The sequence below is a fragment of the Rhizobium sp. SG570 genome, assembly GCF_012275345.1.
Classification (GTDB): domain Bacteria; phylum Pseudomonadota; class Alphaproteobacteria; order Rhizobiales; family Rhizobiaceae; genus Rhizobium; species Rhizobium lusitanum.
The window spans coordinates 1-16,802 of sequence record NZ_JAAZQI010000042.1 but is presented as its reverse complement, the minus strand read 5'-3'; the positions used below and the strand labels follow the sequence as shown (position 1 = coordinate 16,802).

General features: G+C 59.8%; 16 protein-coding genes and 1 pseudogene. 9 read left to right on the top strand and 8 right to left on the bottom strand.

Annotation, left to right across the window (positions count from 1 at the left end; all coding sequences use genetic code 11):
* Positions 1-106: 106 nt before the first annotated feature.
* From rraA to FHT28_RS35375, 8 genes are all read right to left on the bottom strand, one after another.
* On the bottom strand, positions 107-625 hold the full coding sequence (rraA, locus tag FHT28_RS35410) for a ribonuclease E activity regulator RraA (protein WP_168598865.1): 519 nt from the start codon (positions 623-625) through the stop codon (positions 107-109).
* 9 nt (positions 626-634) lie between these two features.
* Positions 635-1,585, bottom strand: a complete 951-nt coding sequence (locus tag FHT28_RS35405; protein WP_168598864.1) for an isoaspartyl peptidase/L-asparaginase — start codon at positions 1,583-1,585, stop codon at positions 635-637.
* A 14-nt stretch (positions 1,586-1,599) separates the two neighbouring features.
* Positions 1,600-3,087, bottom strand: coding sequence for a carboxypeptidase M32 (locus tag FHT28_RS35400; RefSeq protein WP_246705056.1), 1,488 nt, complete (start codon positions 3,085-3,087; stop codon positions 1,600-1,602).
* A 23-nt stretch (positions 3,088-3,110) separates the two neighbouring features.
* Entirely contained in the window at positions 3,111-4,154 is a 1,044-nt protein-coding gene (locus FHT28_RS35395; RefSeq protein ID WP_168598862.1) for an oligopeptide/dipeptide ABC transporter ATP-binding protein, read from the bottom strand.
* Positions 4,151-5,164, bottom strand: a complete 1,014-nt coding sequence (locus tag FHT28_RS35390; protein ID WP_168598861.1) for an ABC transporter ATP-binding protein — start codon at positions 5,162-5,164, stop codon at positions 4,151-4,153. The genes FHT28_RS35395 and FHT28_RS35390 overlap by 4 nt, the downstream gene beginning before the upstream one ends.
* A complete protein-coding gene (locus tag FHT28_RS35385) occupies positions 5,161-5,964 on the bottom strand; it encodes an ABC transporter permease (RefSeq protein ID WP_246705055.1) in 804 nt (267 codons plus the stop codon). The genes FHT28_RS35390 and FHT28_RS35385 overlap by 4 nt, the downstream gene beginning before the upstream one ends.
* Positions 5,965-6,005: 41 nt before the next feature.
* Entirely contained in the window at positions 6,006-6,944 is a 939-nt protein-coding gene (locus FHT28_RS35380) for an ABC transporter permease (RefSeq protein WP_168598859.1), read from the bottom strand.
* A 77-nt stretch (positions 6,945-7,021) separates the two neighbouring features.
* A complete protein-coding gene (locus FHT28_RS35375; RefSeq protein ID WP_168598858.1) occupies positions 7,022-8,599 on the bottom strand; it encodes an ABC transporter substrate-binding protein in 1,578 nt (525 codons plus the stop codon).
* Between the two features lie 196 nt (positions 8,600-8,795).
* Between FHT28_RS35375 and FHT28_RS35370 the strand changes: the two genes are divergently transcribed.
* The 9 genes and pseudogenes from FHT28_RS35370 to FHT28_RS36960 all read left to right on the top strand — a co-directional run.
* Positions 8,796-9,812 (top strand): GntR family transcriptional regulator, encoded by a 1,017-nt coding sequence (locus tag FHT28_RS35370; protein ID WP_168598857.1) that lies wholly within the window; start codon positions 8,796-8,798, stop codon positions 9,810-9,812.
* The gene (locus tag FHT28_RS35365; RefSeq protein WP_168598856.1) at positions 9,809-10,510 is read left to right on the top strand and encodes a creatininase family protein; all 702 of its coding nucleotides are present in this window, start codon (positions 9,809-9,811) and stop codon (positions 10,508-10,510) included. The genes FHT28_RS35370 and FHT28_RS35365 overlap by 4 nt, the downstream gene beginning before the upstream one ends.
* Positions 10,511-10,513: 3 nt before the next feature.
* Positions 10,514-11,533: a 2-dehydropantoate 2-reductase gene (locus FHT28_RS35360; protein ID WP_168598855.1), complete on the top strand. Its 1,020-nt coding sequence runs from the start codon at positions 10,514-10,516 to the stop codon at positions 11,531-11,533.
* Between the two features lie 8 nt (positions 11,534-11,541).
* Positions 11,542-12,288: an SDR family NAD(P)-dependent oxidoreductase gene (locus FHT28_RS35355; protein ID WP_168598854.1), complete on the top strand. Its 747-nt coding sequence runs from the start codon at positions 11,542-11,544 to the stop codon at positions 12,286-12,288.
* Positions 12,285-13,661: a dipeptidase gene (locus FHT28_RS35350; protein WP_168598853.1), complete on the top strand. Its 1,377-nt coding sequence runs from the start codon at positions 12,285-12,287 to the stop codon at positions 13,659-13,661. Before FHT28_RS35355 ends, FHT28_RS35350 begins: the two co-directional genes overlap by 4 nt.
* A gap of 111 nt (positions 13,662-13,772) precedes the next feature.
* Positions 13,773-15,401 carry an MFS transporter gene (locus FHT28_RS35345; RefSeq protein ID WP_168598852.1) on the top strand — a complete coding sequence of 543 codons (1,629 nt, stop codon included), beginning with the start codon at positions 13,773-13,775 and terminating at the stop codon, positions 15,399-15,401.
* Between the two features lie 252 nt (positions 15,402-15,653).
* Positions 15,654-15,962, top strand: a complete 309-nt coding sequence (locus FHT28_RS35340; RefSeq protein ID WP_037201613.1) for a type II toxin-antitoxin system RelB/DinJ family antitoxin — start codon at positions 15,654-15,656, stop codon at positions 15,960-15,962.
* Complete coding sequence (locus FHT28_RS35335) at positions 15,959-16,252, top strand: type II toxin-antitoxin system mRNA interferase toxin, RelE/StbE family (protein WP_037201600.1); 294 nt, start codon at positions 15,959-15,961, stop codon at positions 16,250-16,252. The genes FHT28_RS35340 and FHT28_RS35335 overlap by 4 nt, the downstream gene beginning before the upstream one ends.
* A gap of 214 nt (positions 16,253-16,466) precedes the next feature.
* Positions 16,467-16,673, top strand: a pseudogene (locus FHT28_RS36960) (hypothetical protein); the annotation flags it as partial.
* Between the last annotated feature and the right edge of the window lie 129 nt (positions 16,674-16,802).

Here is a 16,802-nt window from a genome sequence, read left to right as displayed (position 1 = left end):
AGGCGTTGTGCTTGAAAGGCATCGTGGCGGAGACCGGTTATTGAGCTGGCCACCGCACCTAACCCACCGCGATTAACGATCCGCGCACCAACGTCTCTTTCAAGATCTATTTCTCCGAATTCGGTAAAGCGGGGTGAAGATTTTCGAGGTCGAGCCGCGTGGCGCTCGCAAGAACGCAGTCTTCGTCGGCATAAATCCAGTCGCCGGGATTGAAGCGCACACCGCCGAAGGCGATGACAACGTCGCGCTGCGACGTACCGGGGCTCCAACTGCGGCGGGCCGTGGTGCCGAGCGCCTTCACCCCAACCGGCAGAGCATTGATGCCAAGGCTGTCGCGGATCGCACCGTTGATGACGAGACCGGCCCAGCCGCTTTCGGCGCCGATCGCGGCCAGCCGGTCGCCCATGACACCGACACGTAGCGATCCGCCCCCATCGACCATCAAAATCCGTCCCCGCCCCGGCTCGCTGAGCGCCGCCAGAATTGGTGTATGATCCTCGAAAGTGGTGAGCGTAGAGCATTCGCCGTAGAACGACATATGCTGACCGAAGGAACGGAACTGCAGTTCGCAGACCTTCAGACGCAAGTGGTAGGTATCGTAGATATCGGCTGTAACGATGACCATGAGAAGACCTCAGAGTGGCAGAGAGATGATATCGGCATGGGTGCCGACGCTGAGGTGGCCGTCGGGCGTAATCCATCCTCGGAACATACCTTCCGTGTTGTAAGGCGCGGTAACGTTGCCAACCGCATCAATGGCAACGACACCGGCGCCGATGCCATACCGAGCGAGATCGGTAAGGACCACGTGCCCGGCAGCTTCAGCAATTTTTTCATTTAGATAGGCAACGCGGCTAGAAATCTCGTGGCCGACCACGTGGCGGATGAAGAACTCTCCAGCTCCGGTGCCAGATACGGCGCAGACGCCGTCGCGCGCATAGGTGCCGGCGCCGATGAGCGGACTGTCGCCGATGCGGCCTGCTGGCTTATTGTTGTAACCGCCTGTGGATGTGGCGGCCGCCAGATGGCCGTTGACGTCGAGCGCCACGGCGCCGACCGTGCCGTGCTTTTCGGCTTCGCTTGCCGAACGGATGGTGCCGTCCTGGGCGCGCTGCTTGAGAGAGACCAGCGCCTCTACGCGCCGCTCGGTAGTGAAATAGGCCTGATCGACCATTTCAAGTCCCGCCTCTTTGGCGAATGCATCGGCGGCGGCACCTCCGAGCATCACCGGGCCTCCGGCCTCAAGCAGTGCGCGCGCCGCACGGATCGGATTGCGCACATGCCGGAGCAGCGTAACCGCTCCCGCCGCAAGGTCACCGCCGCCCATAATCGATGCGTCGAGTTCGTGTTCGGCTGCTGTATTCAGCGCCGCGCCATGTCCCGCGTTGAAATGCGGCGAGTCCTCCATGACGACGACAGCGGCTTCGACAGCGTCAAGCGCACTACCACCCCCTTTGAGAACCTGCCACCCGGCTCGAAGCGCAGCGGCAAGGTCTTGGCGGGCGGCTTCCCAGTCGGCCTCGGACAGACCAGTTCTCGGCATGACGCCACATCCGGCATGGATTGCAATCGCCGGCTCGGTCATGGAATTGTCTCCAGTTAAGCGGTCAGCGCCGCGATCTTCTCTGTGAGCTGTTGCACATAGGGCGCGATGTCCAGCGGGCGGCCGCCAACACGCTCGAGCGTTTCTGCGGGCGAGGATGAGCGGCCGTAACGATAGATGTTGTTCGTCAGCCAGTTCTGGAGCGGCGCATAGTCGCCCTGGTCGAGGCCGGTCGCGATGTCCTGCTGTTTCAGTGCGGCATCGAAGAACTGCGCGCTCATGATGTTGCCTAACGTGTAGGTCGGGAAGCTGCCGACATAGCCGTGCGACCAGTGCACGTCCTGGAGGACGCCGAGCGTATCGGTTGGGACGTCGCGGCCAAGGTAACGCTTCATCCTCTCATTCCAAAGTGCTGGCAGATCCGCGACCTTGGCCTCGCCGGCCATAATCGCCGATTCGATTTCGGTGCGCAGGATGATGTGCAGATCATAGGTCAGTTCATCAGCTTCGACGCGGATAAAATCGGGCCGTACCGTGTTAACGGAGCGCCAGAACATATCCGGTGTGACGTCGGACAACTGCTCGGGGAAGACGTCTCGCAATTCGCCGAAATGCAGCTCCCAGAAGCGGAGCGAGCGGCCGACCCGGTTTTCCCAAAGGCGCGACTGCGACTCATGCATGCCGAAGCTGGCGCCGGCAACGGCATAAAGATTGACAATGTCGGTCGCGAAGATCGTGCGAGTGATTTCGGGCGCGGCACCCTGCTCATACATGCCGTGACCGGCCTCGTGCCATAGTGCGAAGAGACCACCGGGCAACCAGGTGTCGCGAAAGCGGCTGGTGATGCGCACGTCATTGCGCGTGAACGAGATTTCAAACGGGTGCACAGTATCGTCCAGCCGGCCGCGCTGCAGGTCATAGCCGAACTTTTCCGCGATCTTCATGCCGAACGCCTTCTGGGCGGGGATTGGGAAGGAGCGGGAAAGAAAATCCATGCGCGGCTGCGGGGCAGAGGTCGCCTTGTCGATTAGCGGCATGAGCGCCGCCTTCAACGGCTCCAGTACGCCGCGCAGCTGCTTCAGCGTCATCCCTGGCTCGTAGAGCCCAAGCATGGCATCGTATGGATGCTTCTCGTAGCCGATAGCCTCGGCGATCTCGCGCTGCATGGCGAACATGCGTTCAAGGATGGGCGCATAGGCTGTAAAATCGTTGCGGGCGCGGGCATCGACCCAGGCCGAATGGGCGAGGGTCTTCAGTTCGGCCATCTCGGCGACAATGGCGGCTGGGATTCGTGACAGCGTGCCGATCTCCAGCTCTGCCTGCGCAAGCGCGCGGCGGGCGGTGGCGTCGCCGCGGCATTCCACTTCCTCGCGCGCCGAAGCGATCGCCGCCTTCATTTCGTCGCCAGTCACGAGGTCTCGGGCCAGCGCAGTGAGCGTCGCCACCTGATTGCCGCGCGTGGCGATGCCGCCCGGTGGCATTTGGGTGCGGGTATCCCAAGCGAGCAGGTTAAGAACGCTAAGCAGGTCGTTCACCTGTGCCATGCGGGATCGGAAGAGGGCATATGTCATGGATTTGCTTTGTTTTCAGATACGGTTTGGGTCGCGTCCGGTAGGCCGAACTCGGTGAGATGGCAGGCTGTCTGATGGTCCGATCCGCAGGATCGAAGTTGTGGCCGCTCGGTGAAGCAGCGGTCGAAAGCCAAGGGACAGCGTGTGTTGAACGCGCAACCCTTAGGTGGGTTGATCGGGCTCGGCAATTCGCCGCGCGCCACGACACGGTCGGTGCGGTGCCCCGGCTTGAGGTCGGGGGCGGCGTCGAGCAGGGCCTTGGTGTAGGGCATCCGCGGCGCCGAAAATAGTGCCTCTGTTGGTCCGATTTCGACGATCCGGCCGAGATACATCACCGCAACGCGGTGCGAGATATGCCGAACCAGGCGCAGGTCATGTGCGACGAAGACGATGGTCAGGTGAAGTTTTTCCTGTAGTTGCAAGAGCAGGTTCACGACCTGTGCCTGGACGGAGACGTCGAGCGCCGAAACCAGTTCGTCAGCTACCAGGACCTCCGGCTCAACTGCGAGCGCGCGGGCGATGCCGATACGCTGGCGCTGACCGCCCGAGAATTCGTGCGGGTAGCGGTCGGCCGCATCGGCCGGAAGTCGCACGAGGTCGAGCAGTTCGGCGATACGCGCGCCGATTTCGGACCTCGGGCGCATCTTGTGGACGCTGAGCGCCTCGGTTAACACTTGGCGTACGGTCATGCGCGGGTTGAGCGACGAATAGGGATCCTGGAAGATCATCTGCACCCGTCGGTTGAAGTCGCGCCGTACGGTCCCGCTGAATGTTGCGATGTCTTCGCCGCCAAAGAGTACCTTGCCCTCATCGCAGGTCAGCAGGCGTACCAACGCGCGTGCCAATGTTGACTTGCCACATCCCGACTCGCCGACAATACCGAGCGTCTCACCCCGACGCAGTTCGAAGCTGACACCGTTCAGTGCGTGTACGGCCGATCCGGGCCGTCCCCGCAGGCGACTTGAGAGGGACTGTGGTAGCGGGAACCGCTTGGTAACCTCGTCGGCCCGGATCAGGATCTCGTTCGATTTCGTGTTCATACGCGCAGCCCTCCGGCGACAGCTACGCGATCATGGTGATGGCAGGCAACAAGATGCGCCGAACCGATGGAGCTGACAGCTGGGATGGCCTCGCGGCAAATATCGGTGGCGAAAGTGCATCGAGGATTGAAGGCGCATCCGGAAGGTATCGCGGCAAGGCTCGGCGGCGTGCCCTCGATAGAAAGCAGCATCGTGCGCTCGGCGCCGGCATGCGGCACCGAACCCAGGAGGCCACGCGTGTAGGCGTGATGCGGCTCGGCGAAAACTGCATTCACGGGCCCGGCTTCGACGATCCGACCGGCATACATCACCGCCATACGATCACAGATCGAGGCTACAACGCCGAGGTCATGCGTGACAAATACGACGGACATGCCGAGTTCGCTCTTCAGCTCCAGGATCAGCTGCAGGATCTGGTCCTGGATGGTGACATCGAGGGCAGTGGTCGGCTCGTCGGCCAGCAGAAGCTTAGGGTTGCTGGCAAGACTGATCGCGATCATCGCACGCTGGCGCATGCCCCCCGAAAACTGATGCGGATAATCATCGAGGCGACGTCGCGCCTCGGGAATGCCGACCAGTTCCATAAGCTCGATGGCGCGGCGCAAGCGCTTGGCGCGGTCAAGCGAAGTATGGGTTTTCAGGTTCTCATCGATCTGCACGCCGATTGACAATACCGGATTGAGCGCGGTCATCGGCTCCTGGAAGATCATGCCGATCTCACCGCCGCGGATCTGGCGCATGTCCCGGTCGACAAGCGTGACCAGGTTGCGCCCGCGCCACATCACCTGGCCGGCGATCGTGCCCGGCGCATGCACGAGCCGCATGATCGAGCGCAGCGTCACGCTCTTGCCGGAGCCGGATTCGCCGACGAGGCCAAGCACTTCGCCCGGCAGGACGTCGAAACTGACACGATCGACGGCGGTGACGCGGCCCTTTGCAGTCAGGAAGGTGGTGGTGAGATCCCTGACGGAGAGCGCCGCTTGCGGTGGCGGTATGTTCGAAGCGTTCATTTGCGTGTCCTCAGCAGTTCGGCAAGGCCGTCGCCAAGCAGCGAGAAACCGAGGCCAGTAACGACGATGGCGATACCGGGAAACACAGAGATCCACCACGCTGTGTCCATGAAATTCTTGCCGTCGGCGATCAGCACGCCCCATTCGGAGGCTGGCGGCTGCGCGCCGAGACCGAGATAGCCGAGGCTCGACCCAAGCAGGATCGCCAGTGCCATATCGGTCATCCAGTAGACGATGGCTGGCGTGATGGAATTAGGCAAAAGGTGACGAAAGATGATGCGTAGCGGATGGTAACCCATGACGCGACCCGCATCAGCATAGTCGAGCCGCTTTTGCACCTTTACCTCGGTGGCGACCAGCCTGGCATAGAACACCCAGTTCACTGCGCCAACGGCGATATACATGTTGACTAGGCCGGGTCCGAGCACGGCGACGATCGCGATCACCAGAACCATGAAGGGAAACGTGATCACCGCATCCACGACACGGCCGAAAATGACCTCTGCAATGCCGCCGGCGTAGCCGACCAGCGCGCCGACAAGAACACCGATGATGATTGCCGGCAGCGTCGCGAAGACTGCGATCTGCAGATTGAGGCCATAGGCATCGATGACGCGCGAAAGCATGTCACGGCCAAAACTGTCGGTTCCCATAAAGTGCTCGCCACTCGGCGGCGCGAGAAGCGCGTTGTAGTCGAAGGCGTTGGGGTCGAACGGAGTGACGAGTTGCGGGAACAGACCGAAGAAAAGGCTAATGAGGAGGATTATGGCCCCGGCCAGGAGGGTAAGAGGCAGTTTCATGATCCGCCTGCGGTGGGTTGACGCGGAAGTGGCAACAAGGCTCATCGCGAAATCCTCGGATCTAGCGCCGCCTGGACGATATCGGTAAGCAAGAAGGTCAGCGACACTAAGACAGCAAGCACTAACGTCAAACCTTGGACCACCGGGTAGTCGCGGCCAAAGATGCTGTCGATCATTAGCCTTCCGGCGCCCGGAACGGCAAAGACAGTCTCGGTGACGACCGCGCCGCCAAGCAATGTCCCGATCGAAAGGCCGAAGAGCGTAACCGTCGATATAAGCGCGTTGCGCAGCACATGGCGGATGAGGATGACCCGCGCCTTCAGCCCTTTTGCGCGGGCGAAGTCAACATATTCAGCGCCAAGCACACCGATAATCGCTGCCCGCAAGTTGCGCATCAGTACGGCGGAGAGACTAAGCGCCAGTGTCAGCGCCGGCAGGAAGAGATGGTAGACATGGTCAAAGAAGCTGTCACCATAGCCACCGACCGGAAATAGATGGAACGTTGCGGCAAACAGCGTCAGCAGGAGAAGTCCCAGATAAAATACTGGCGTCGACAAGCCAACCTGAAAGACACCTCTGATTGCTGCATCGACAGCACCGTTGTGACATAATGCGGCGAGAAATGCGAGCGGCACTGCGAGGATCAGCGATATGCACGCGGCCATTACGGTCAGCAGCAATGTGACGGGCATGCGCTGTGCGATCAGGTCGACAACGGGAATCTTGTTGGCAATAGAATTGCCGAGATCACCCCTGGCAACCTCTCGAACGAAATAAAGGAACTGCACAGGAAGCGGCCGATCGAGGCCAAGATTCCGGTTGATACGCGCCACATCGGAATCCAACGCGCGGTCGCCAAGCATGGCGCTTGCGGGATCGCCAGGTAGTAGATGCACCAGCGTAAACACCACAACCAGGATAATGAGCAGTGTCGGGATGAGCTGTATCAATCGCCGACCGACATAGGAGAGCAGCGTCATGGTTGCGGGCTCCACGGCAAGAAAGCAAGACGGATGATGCGCGCCCACGACCTATGGCCCGGGCGCGCGCGATTACACTATTTGCTCAACCAGGTTGCACGGAACATGTTGTTGCCGAGCGGAATCTGAACGAAATCGTGGACGTTCTTGCCGAGTGCGACGGGATAGGGCGTTTCATAGAGCGGCACGGTCGGACCGGTTGTGTTGAATACCTCTTGGATCTTGGCGTACTGCTCCTTGCGCTTGGCCGGATCCATCTCGGATTGCGTCTGCTTGAAGAGGTTGTCAACCTCGTCATTCTTCCAACCGCTGTGGAGCGACTGGATGGTTGGCGAGTAGGCGAAGTACGAGGCGATTTCGCTCGGATCGGCGATATCGTCGGTCCAGGCACTCAGACGCATCGGGAAGGTGCCCTTGCGGTAGAGGTCGGCGCGCGTGGCGTTGTCGACCTGCTGCAGCGTAAGCTTCACGCCGACCTGCGACCACATCTGCTGCAGAGCGGTAGCAATCCCTACCTCGTCCTGGTTGCCGGCGAGCACCAGCAAGCTCGCTTCGAAACCCTTCGGGAAGCCCGCGTCAGCGAGCAGCTGCTTTGCCTTGGCCAGGTCGTAGGGATAGAGTGGCTTGTCTCCGGTGTGCAGCGGCGTTGCGCTGGACATGAACGACGTCATCTGGGAGCCCACGCCGTGCGTCACGATCTGGATGATCGCCTGCTTGTTGGTGGCATAGCTCAGCGCCTGACGCACCTTCTCGTTGGCCAGCGGATTGTCCTTACCGTCAAGCTGTGGCCGTACGTTCAACGTCACAAACTCGATGCGGGTGGAGTGGAAGAGCTCCATGTTGACCTTATCGGACTTCTTGAGCTCGCCCACGCGGGCGTAGGGAATGAACTCCGCGCCCTGCAATTCACCCGACTGCAGCTTCAGAATACGCGTCGCATCGTCGGGAATGATCTGGAAGTCGATACCGTCGAGATAGGGCAGGGGTTTCCCATCCTCGCCCATAGCCCAGTAGTAAGGGTTGCGGACCAACTTCATGTCGGAATTCTTCTGCCAGGACTGGACCACGAATGGACCCGAGCCGATCGGATGCTCGGCAAAGGCCTTGGCCTTCTCCTCGTCGGTGTTGCCGGGCGCAGCTTCGAACAACCTTTTCGGCATGATGCCGCTATTGAAGACTGTAAGCGCCGTGAGGATCGCCGGATCCGTATGCTTGAGCTTGAGAATAATCTTGTCGTCGCCCTGCGTTTCGACATGATCAAGCGCACCAAGCGTGAAGTTCCAGACGCCACGATCTGGTGTCGCGGCGCGCTCAAGCGACCACTTCACATCCTCAACCGTAATCGGGGAGCCGTCAGAGAATTTGGCACCTTTACGCAATGTGAGGGCGACGCTCAATCCGTCGTCCGCGACCTTCCAGTCCGTTGCCAGGCCGGGCTCAAGGCCCTGACCATCCTTTGTCGGAAGAATGAGCGTGTCATAGAGGTTGGTGAGGATCCAAATATCAAAATTGCCGTCATTGAGTACCGGCTCAAGGAACAGGCTATCGGCGTAGCGGCCATAAGTCAGAGTGCCGCCGCGCTCCACTGCCATGGCGGAGTGGCTGACGCCGAGCGTAAGGGAAGCCGCCAGTGCCGCTAATGCAAAAGCTTTCATAGTCGCTGTTCTCCACTAAGTGTTATACTGGACTATAGCGTTTCACGGGTTTGGATCGCTGTCAACGGTTATTGCGGGAAACGCTTAGCTATATGAATTTGCTATCATTATAGCATTTATTTTCGATATGCGTAATAAGTCGGGTTGCACCTGTCCTGAAAAGCGTGATAGTTGTTAAGTGCAGTTGAGGTGAGTTATGGACTTTCGCATCGATCGCGATTTGCAGGTGTCGCTCCGGGCGCAAATCAAGGGCATGATCGAATATGGCATTGCTTGCGGCGAGCTGCAGGTCGGGCAGGCGGTGCCGTCGGTGCGTGAGCTCGCTCAGTCCTTCAGCGTCGCGCCGATGACTGTCAGTCTCGTTTTTCGTGACCTCAAGGAAGACGGGCTTATCGAGACCAGGCCGGGAGCTGGCACGTTTGTGGCAGATAGCTCGCAGGCCCGGATGGCTGCCCAACCCGCGGTACTTTCCCTGCATCGTCAGATCGATGACCTCGTCGATCGGGTTATCGAGCTTGGCATGAGGCCGTCTGATATCGCCGCCATGATCAATGCGCGCCTGAACTACCGCATGAATCTCGGCAATCAGGTCAGCGTGGTCATGATCGGCTTGTTTGAAGAGGCCACGGCAAGTTACGCAAAAGTTGTTGCCGCTCGGCTTGGCAACGGCGTCACCGTGGAGCCAATGATCATCGATGACATCAAGTCGGATGAATCGATCCTGTATCGGGCGGCGTCCGCCGATTTGGCGCTTACCTTCACCAACACGCATCGCGAAGTTGCCGAGTTGCTACCGACGACGAAGGTCGTGTCAATTCGCTTTATTCCATCGGAAACGACTCGCCTGTCGTTGGCTTCGCTTGATCCTTTAGCGCGTGTTCTGGTCGTTTCGCTTTTCCCGGACTTCATGCCGATTCTAAAATCTGGAGTGCAGCGTTTCGCGGCTCACGTGGAGCATGTGAATTCCGTAGTTCTCGACGATCCGGCGCTTGCCGACGCTCTGAAGGGAACTGACGTCGTCGTTTTTTCGACGGGCGCCGAACGGGTTCGAGACCTGGTGCCGGCTAGCATGCGCACTCTTGAATACCGCCATGCCCCAGACCCGGGCGACATCGAACGGCTGGTCTTGCCGTTTGTCCATCAAATCAATGCAACGATTGGTAAAAGTGCGCAGCCTGGCGACCATGCTGCCCGAGAGAGGGATATCCCATGAAAATATCAGAGATGAACTGGTTTCAGGTTGAGGACTACCTGAAGCGCGATGATCGTTGTGTCCTGCCACTGGGTAGTACTGAGCAGCACGCCGGGCTATCCCTTTCCGTCGATTCCATCCTCTCGGAAAAGGTAGCACTAGACGCGGCCGAGCCGCTCGGGATTCCGGTGTTCCCGGTTCAGCCATATGGTGTGACGCCCTATTTCCTCGATTATCCGGGCTCGATCAGCCTACGCAATTCAACCTACATCAGCTTGATCCGTGACATTCTCGACGGGATGGCCCGTCAAGGTTTCAAGCGCATCATGCTTTGCAATGGTCATGGGGGCAACTCGACGGCCGGTAATGTCGCGATCGAATGGATGGCCGACAATCCCGGCATACAAGTCAAGTTTCACAACTGGTGGAACGCTCCGAAGACCTATGCCAAGGTCGTAGAGACCGATACGGTCGCCTCGCATGCCTCCTGGATGGAGAATTTCATCTGGACGCGACTTCCGGGCGTAACTCAGCCGAACGAGCGCAAGCCGATGGTCGACCTGGCCAAGATGCGCGTGCTTGATCCGGCCGGTGTGCGCAAGATGCTCGGGGACGGCAACTTCGGGGGCTACTACGAGCGCCCGGACGAGGAGATGCAGGCTATTTGGGATGCGGCGGTACTCGAAACTCGCGCTCTCCTCGAAGAAGGGTGGGCATAAACTATGGCAATTCTCATCTGGGGCGCGGGCGCGATGGGCGGCTCGATCGGCGCTGGTCTTGTTCGCGCGGGTCATGACGTGATCTTCGTGGACAATGTACCCGAGCATGTCGCAGCCATTAACAGACAGGGCCTGAAGATCGTCGGTCCCATCTTCCAGGACATTGTGTCCGCCAAGGCGTGCCTGCCGGAACAAGTCGAAGGGCGTTTCGACTGCATCCTGCTCAGCGTCAAAGCGCAGCATACCGAGGCCGCGACCCGCGCGCTTGAGCCGCACCTTGCCGAGCACGGCTGTGTAGTGTCGGTGCAGAATGGGCTCAATGAGCTGGTGATCAAGGAAATCGTCGGCGCGGAACGGACGATCGGATGCTTCGTCAATTTCGGGGCCGACTATCTTGAGCCAGGCGTAGTACAATATTCCGGGCGTGGTGCCGTCGTGGTGGGCGAACTCGATGGCAAGTCCAGCGTGCGCCTCACCGCGTTGCACCGCCTGCTCCTCGATTTCGACGAAAGTGCGGTTCTAACAAACAATGTCTGGGGTTACCTCTGGGGCAAGTTGATTTATGGCGCCCAGCTCTTCGCGACGGCGCTCACCAATGACAGCATCGCCGATTGCTACGCGAACCCCACGTTCCGCCCGGTGCTGACGGCTTTGGGACAGGAAGTCGGAGCGGTTGCCCGCGCCAATGACATTGAGACGCAGGCCTTCAACGGCTTCGACCCGCATGCGTTCGCGCCGGGGGCATCCCAGGACCTGATCAACAAGAGCCTGGATGACATGGTGGCTTTCAACCGCCGTTCAGCCAAGTCGCATTCCGGTATCTGGCGCGATTTGGCAATTCGTAAACGCCGTACGGAAGTCAAGCCGCAGCTCGGGCCGATTGTCGATACGGGCCGGAAAATCGGTGTTTCGACGCCGATGACTGCACGGCTGATCGACATGATCATCGAGATGGAAGACGGCAAGCGTAGTTTCTCGCCCGAGAACATGGCTGAGCTGGCCAGCGCGGCAAAGGCAGCCTAGGAGCAACCATGAATATCGACTTTTCCGGAAAGACCGTTCTGGTGACAGGTGCTGCGCACGGCTTCGGCCGTGCCATCGCGCTTGCCTTCCAGACAAATGGCGCGCGCGTTTTCGCCTGTGATCTTAATGCCGAGGGGCTTGCTGAGACGGCGAAACTCGGCGGCGGTGCGATAGAGACCTTCATGCTGGATGTCGGCAATCGCGACGCCGTGCAGAATACTATTGGCGCCATCGAGCCGGTCGATATCGTCGTCAATAATGCCGGCGGCGTGCGGGGCCAGGTAGGTCGCCCGATCGAGGAGATATCGGAAGGCGACTGGCGATCGATCTTTGACGTCAACCTTTCCGGCACCTTCTATGTGAGTCAGGCAGCGGTTCCGGCGATGAAGGCGCGTAAATGGGGGCGCATCGTCAATATCTCGTCCGGCGCTGGACTCGGCATCAGTCTCACGGGGATCCAGGCCTATGCCAGCGCCAAGGCAGGGCAGATCGGCCTCACCCGGCAGCTCGCACATGAGCTCGGACCGTTCGGAATCACCGTCAACAACGTCGCTCCCGGGTTTATCCGCTCCAATCCAACCACGGAGCAGCAATGGCACGCGATGGGCGAAGAAGGGCAGGCGCGCCTGCTCCAGAACATTGCCATGAAGCGGCTCGGCGCTCCCGATGACATCGCTAATGCGGTGATGTTCTTCGCTTCGGAAAAGGCCGGCTGGATCACCGGACAAATTCTCAGCGTGGATGGAGGCAAATGACGAAGGCGGTTGAAGATTATCTCGTCGCAGGCTACGACGCGGCTGTCGAGGAACTCAAGGCCTTTTGTCGGCTGCCGAGTGTCTCGACCGACGCGGCCTACGGTGCCGGCATGCGGGCGGCGGCGGAATTCGTGGCCGACGCGCTTGTCCGCTCCGGACTGCCTACCGTCGAAATCGTGGAAACCGGCGGCCATCCGGTGGTTCTCGCCGAAGGTCCAAAAGTGCCGGGTAAGCCCACCGTTCTGGTTTACGGTCATTACGACGTGCAGCCGCCGGATCCGCTCGACAAATGGACGAGCCCGCCCTTCGAGCCGACCATTCTTGACGGCCGGCTTTATGCGCGAGGCGTTTCGGACGACAAGGGACCGCTGCTGATTCCGATTTTGGTCTCGCGCGCTTTCGCTGAGGTGGGCGGTGGCCTGCCGCTAAATCTCAAGTTTCTGATCGAAGGTGAGGAGGAATCCGGTAGCCCGAATTTCGATCGGGCAGTCGAATCCCTGAGGGACCGGCTGGCGTGCGACGTGGTCGTGTCCGCAGACGGTGCGATGTGGCGGCCGGATCTTCCGTCGGTCATGGTGGCCGGACGCGGCCTCGCGGCCCTTGAGGTCACGGTCCACGGCGCGAGCAAGGATCTTCATTCCGGGCGGCATGGCGGCAGCGCGCCCAACGCAGTGCGAGCGCTGACGCAGATGCTGGCGACGCTGCATGATGCCGAAGGCAACGTGCTGGTCGACGGCTTTGCATCGACAGCGCTGCCACCCGACCCGGCAATTGGCGAAGCGATCCGCTCGGCGCGCTTCGATGCCGGCCGTTATTTCGACGAGATTGGGGCGGAGCGCCCCGCGCCCTTGCCGAGCGGCAAGGATCTACTGACGCGGCAGTGGCTGATCCCGACGCTGGAGTTCAACGGCATTTCGGGCGGCTATGCCGGCCCAGGCACCAAGACGGTTATTCCCGCTAGCGCATCCGCCAAGATTACTTGCCGCCTGGTGCGTGGCCAGGAGCCGGATGCGGTTCGCGAGGCGATCGCCACCCATCTCAGGCGGGTGCTTCCTTCCGGATACCGACTGGATATCCACAATAGCGGGCCTGGCACAGTCGCCTTTGGCCTGGACCCGGATCTTCCGGCGCTGGCCATCGTCGAGGATGTGCTCGAGCCTCTGCTCGGCGCCCGTCCCCTCCGTGTTGCGATGGGCGCGACGATCCCGATCTGCGGGGTGTTCGAAAAATATCTGGGGGCCGGAACAGTCTTCTTTTCCTTCTCGACATCAGATGAAGACTATCACGCGCCCAACGAATTTCTGCGTCTATCAAATTTCAGGCTAGGAATGACGGCGTGGACACGACTGCTGAAACGGATAGCTGAGATATGATGAGGACTACGCATTGAATGAGGCTGCAGGCGACTAGCAGAGTCGTCCATAGGTAATCGCGAACTCGCGGTTCGCGTTGCCGAATGCTCGCAGAACAGGGTGAAAGCCGACATGCCCAATAGAACCTCTCCGCTCGTCGCGTTTCAATCCAAGACATTCCGCTCGCTCTGGTCGGCAACGCTCATTTCCAATCTTGGCGGTCTGATCGAAGGCGTCGGCGCGGCCTGGCTCATGACCAGCCTTGCGACCTCCCACGGCATGGTCGCGCTGGTGCAGTCCTCCACCACCCTGCCCGTCATGATCTTCTCGCTTGCGGCTGGGGCACTGGCCGACAATTACGACCGCAGGCGGATCATGCTGATCGCGCAGACGCTGATGCTCTCAGTCTCCGCGACGCTAGCGGTACTTTCCTACAGCAATGCCCTGACGCCCTGGCTGCTGCTCTGCTTCACCTTCCTGATCGGCTGCGGTGGCGCTCTTCATAATCCGTCATGGCAGGCTTCCATGGGCGACGTCGTCCCGCGCGAACACCTGCCCGGCGCCGTTGCGCTCAACAGCATGAGCTACAATCTCATGCGCAGCATCGGGCCGGCGATCGGCGGCGTCATCGTCGCGGCCGCGGGCGCGGCCTTCGCATTCCTCTTCAACGTCTTCTGCTATTTCGCTCTCATTCTCACGCTGTTGCGCTGGAAGAAGGCCCCCGCCCGCAATGCGCTGCCGCGCGAGCCTTTCGGCAGCGCGATGTCGGCCGGGTTCCGCTATGTCCTGATGTCGCCGAACCTTCTCAAGGTGATGTGCCGAGGCTTCGTCTTCGGCCTGACGGCGATCGTCATCCTGGCGCTCCTGCCTCTTGTCGCGCGCGATCATGTGCATGGCACCGCGATCACCTACGGCATCATGCTCGGCTTCTTCGGCTTCGGCGCCATCTGCGGCGCACTGCTGATCGGCCGCATTCGTGACCTCCTGAGCAATGAATGGGTGATCCGCGGCGCATTCTTCACGCTGGCGGTCAGTTGCTTCTTCCTGTCGCTCAGCCATCAGGTGTGGCTGAGCTGTCTTCTTCTCATGCCGGCCGGTGTTGCCTGGGTGCAGGCCTTTTCGCTCTTCAATGTCACCGTTCAGCTCTCCACGCCGCGCTGGGTCGTCGGTCGCGCCCTTTCGCTTTACCAGACGGCGACTTTCGGCGGCATGGCTGTAGGAAGCTGGATGTGGGGCGAACTGGCCGACGCCCATGGCGTCACCGGCGCTCTCTGCATCGCAAGCGTCACGTTGACGATAGGCGGCCTGCTTGGCCTTCTGTTGCGCCAGCCGGACTTCGAATCCCTCAATCTCGATCCGACGAACACGTTCAGCGAACCGCAACTGCAGCTTGACCTGCGCTCCAGAAGCGGTCCGATCCTGGTCATGGTGGATTACGACATCGATCAGGATGACGTGCCGGAGTTTCTGGTCGTCATGGCCCAGCGGCGCAGGATGAGAATCCGGGATGGCGCCAAGCAATGGTCGCTCTTGCGCGATCTGGAAAAGCCGAACACCTGGACGGAAAGCTACCATCTGCCGACCTGGATCGACTATGTTCGCCATAGCCAGCGCCAGACGCATGCCGATATCGATGTCGCGGAGCGTCTCGATGCCCTGCATCGCGGCGGCCAGCCGCCGGTCATCCACCACATGATCGAACGGCAAACAGTGCCGAGGCATGACGATATGCCTCTGAAGCCCTATCTCGACGCGACCTGACGATTGACTCCATGATTAGGCAGCTCAGACTTCCTGGCGGAAGATCCGTGAGTTCCATAATTCGCATTACCACACCGAGGCCGTGATATGTATAATGTGTCGATATTTCAGCATGTTAGAGAGAATTAAGCACGGCCGACAGTTCGATTCCCTTCAAGAGCTTGAAATAAAGTAATTTTGGAGATGGCCGAAAACTTGTTATGGATATTGTCATTCAAATGCATTACCGTTGTGCTGAATATGGAGATAGCTATGGCTGCAAACGCACTTGTCCAAACACGTATCGATGCAGACGTTCGCGATCGTGCTTCGGCCGTTCTTGAGAGCATGGGTCTAACGGTATCTGACGCGGTTCGAATCTTACTCACCCGGACGGCTAATGAGGGTGCGCTGCCACTTGAACTTTTCTCGAGCAGTGAAGTTCACGATGCTTGGTTTCGTACCAAGGTACTGGAAGCGCTAAACGACACTCGGCCCGACATTTCGGATGATGAAGTCGAGGCCCATTTCGCAAAGCGCCGAGCGACAGCGCGCCTCAAAGCGGGTGGCCGCAAATCGTGAAGCTGACATGGTCTGCGTTCGCCCTATCGGATCGTGACGCTATATTCACCTACATCGAGGCAGACAATCCTTCGGCCGCTGTCATGATCGATGAACGGATTATGGCTGCCACTCGCCGTTTGATCGACTTTCCCGCAAGCGGCCGCGTTGGGAGAATTGCCGGGACGCGCGAACTGGTGATCAACGGAACGCCCTATGTCGCGGCATATGCCGTTACGGAGACAGCAGTTCGTGTCCTTCGCGTCCTTCATGGTTCGCAAGAATGGCCAGAGACTTTGCCAAATAGTTGAGTTCGTAGCTCGACGCGCATCCTCTACGTCTCTGCGATAGTCGCCGCGGGTCCATCTTGTCGTTAGTTGTCGATCAAGTACCTTAGCTTAACACCTGGAAAGTATCGGGCCAGTGGTTCGATCCCTTTCACATCAAGCAGCTCAACCGCCTAACGAAAAAACTTCGAGCTCGCCGGCCCAGAGGATCAACGGTGCACTGTGCACTTCGGTCCCCCTGCCGCTCGGCTTTGGCATCGGGGCCGTCGATATCTTCGCACAGTCGCAGTTCACTGCCGCGCTGAACCTTTACTACCTCTAGGCCCTCCCAGTCGCTGTCGTGATCTACATGGTGATCGCCTACGCGGCCAGCCAGATCGCTGATAGGGCCGAACGACTTTTAGGGTACGGACGTAGGTGTGAATTGCCTCTCGAATGCGACTAATGTGGCTCGCTAACGTTGTCAAAGAGACTAAATGTAGCGTTGGTGCATCGGTCGCTGAAAGAACGGATTTCTGTCTTTGATGCTCTGGCTACGCGGTGACGGTTTTGCAGCGGACGGATTTCGGGCGTG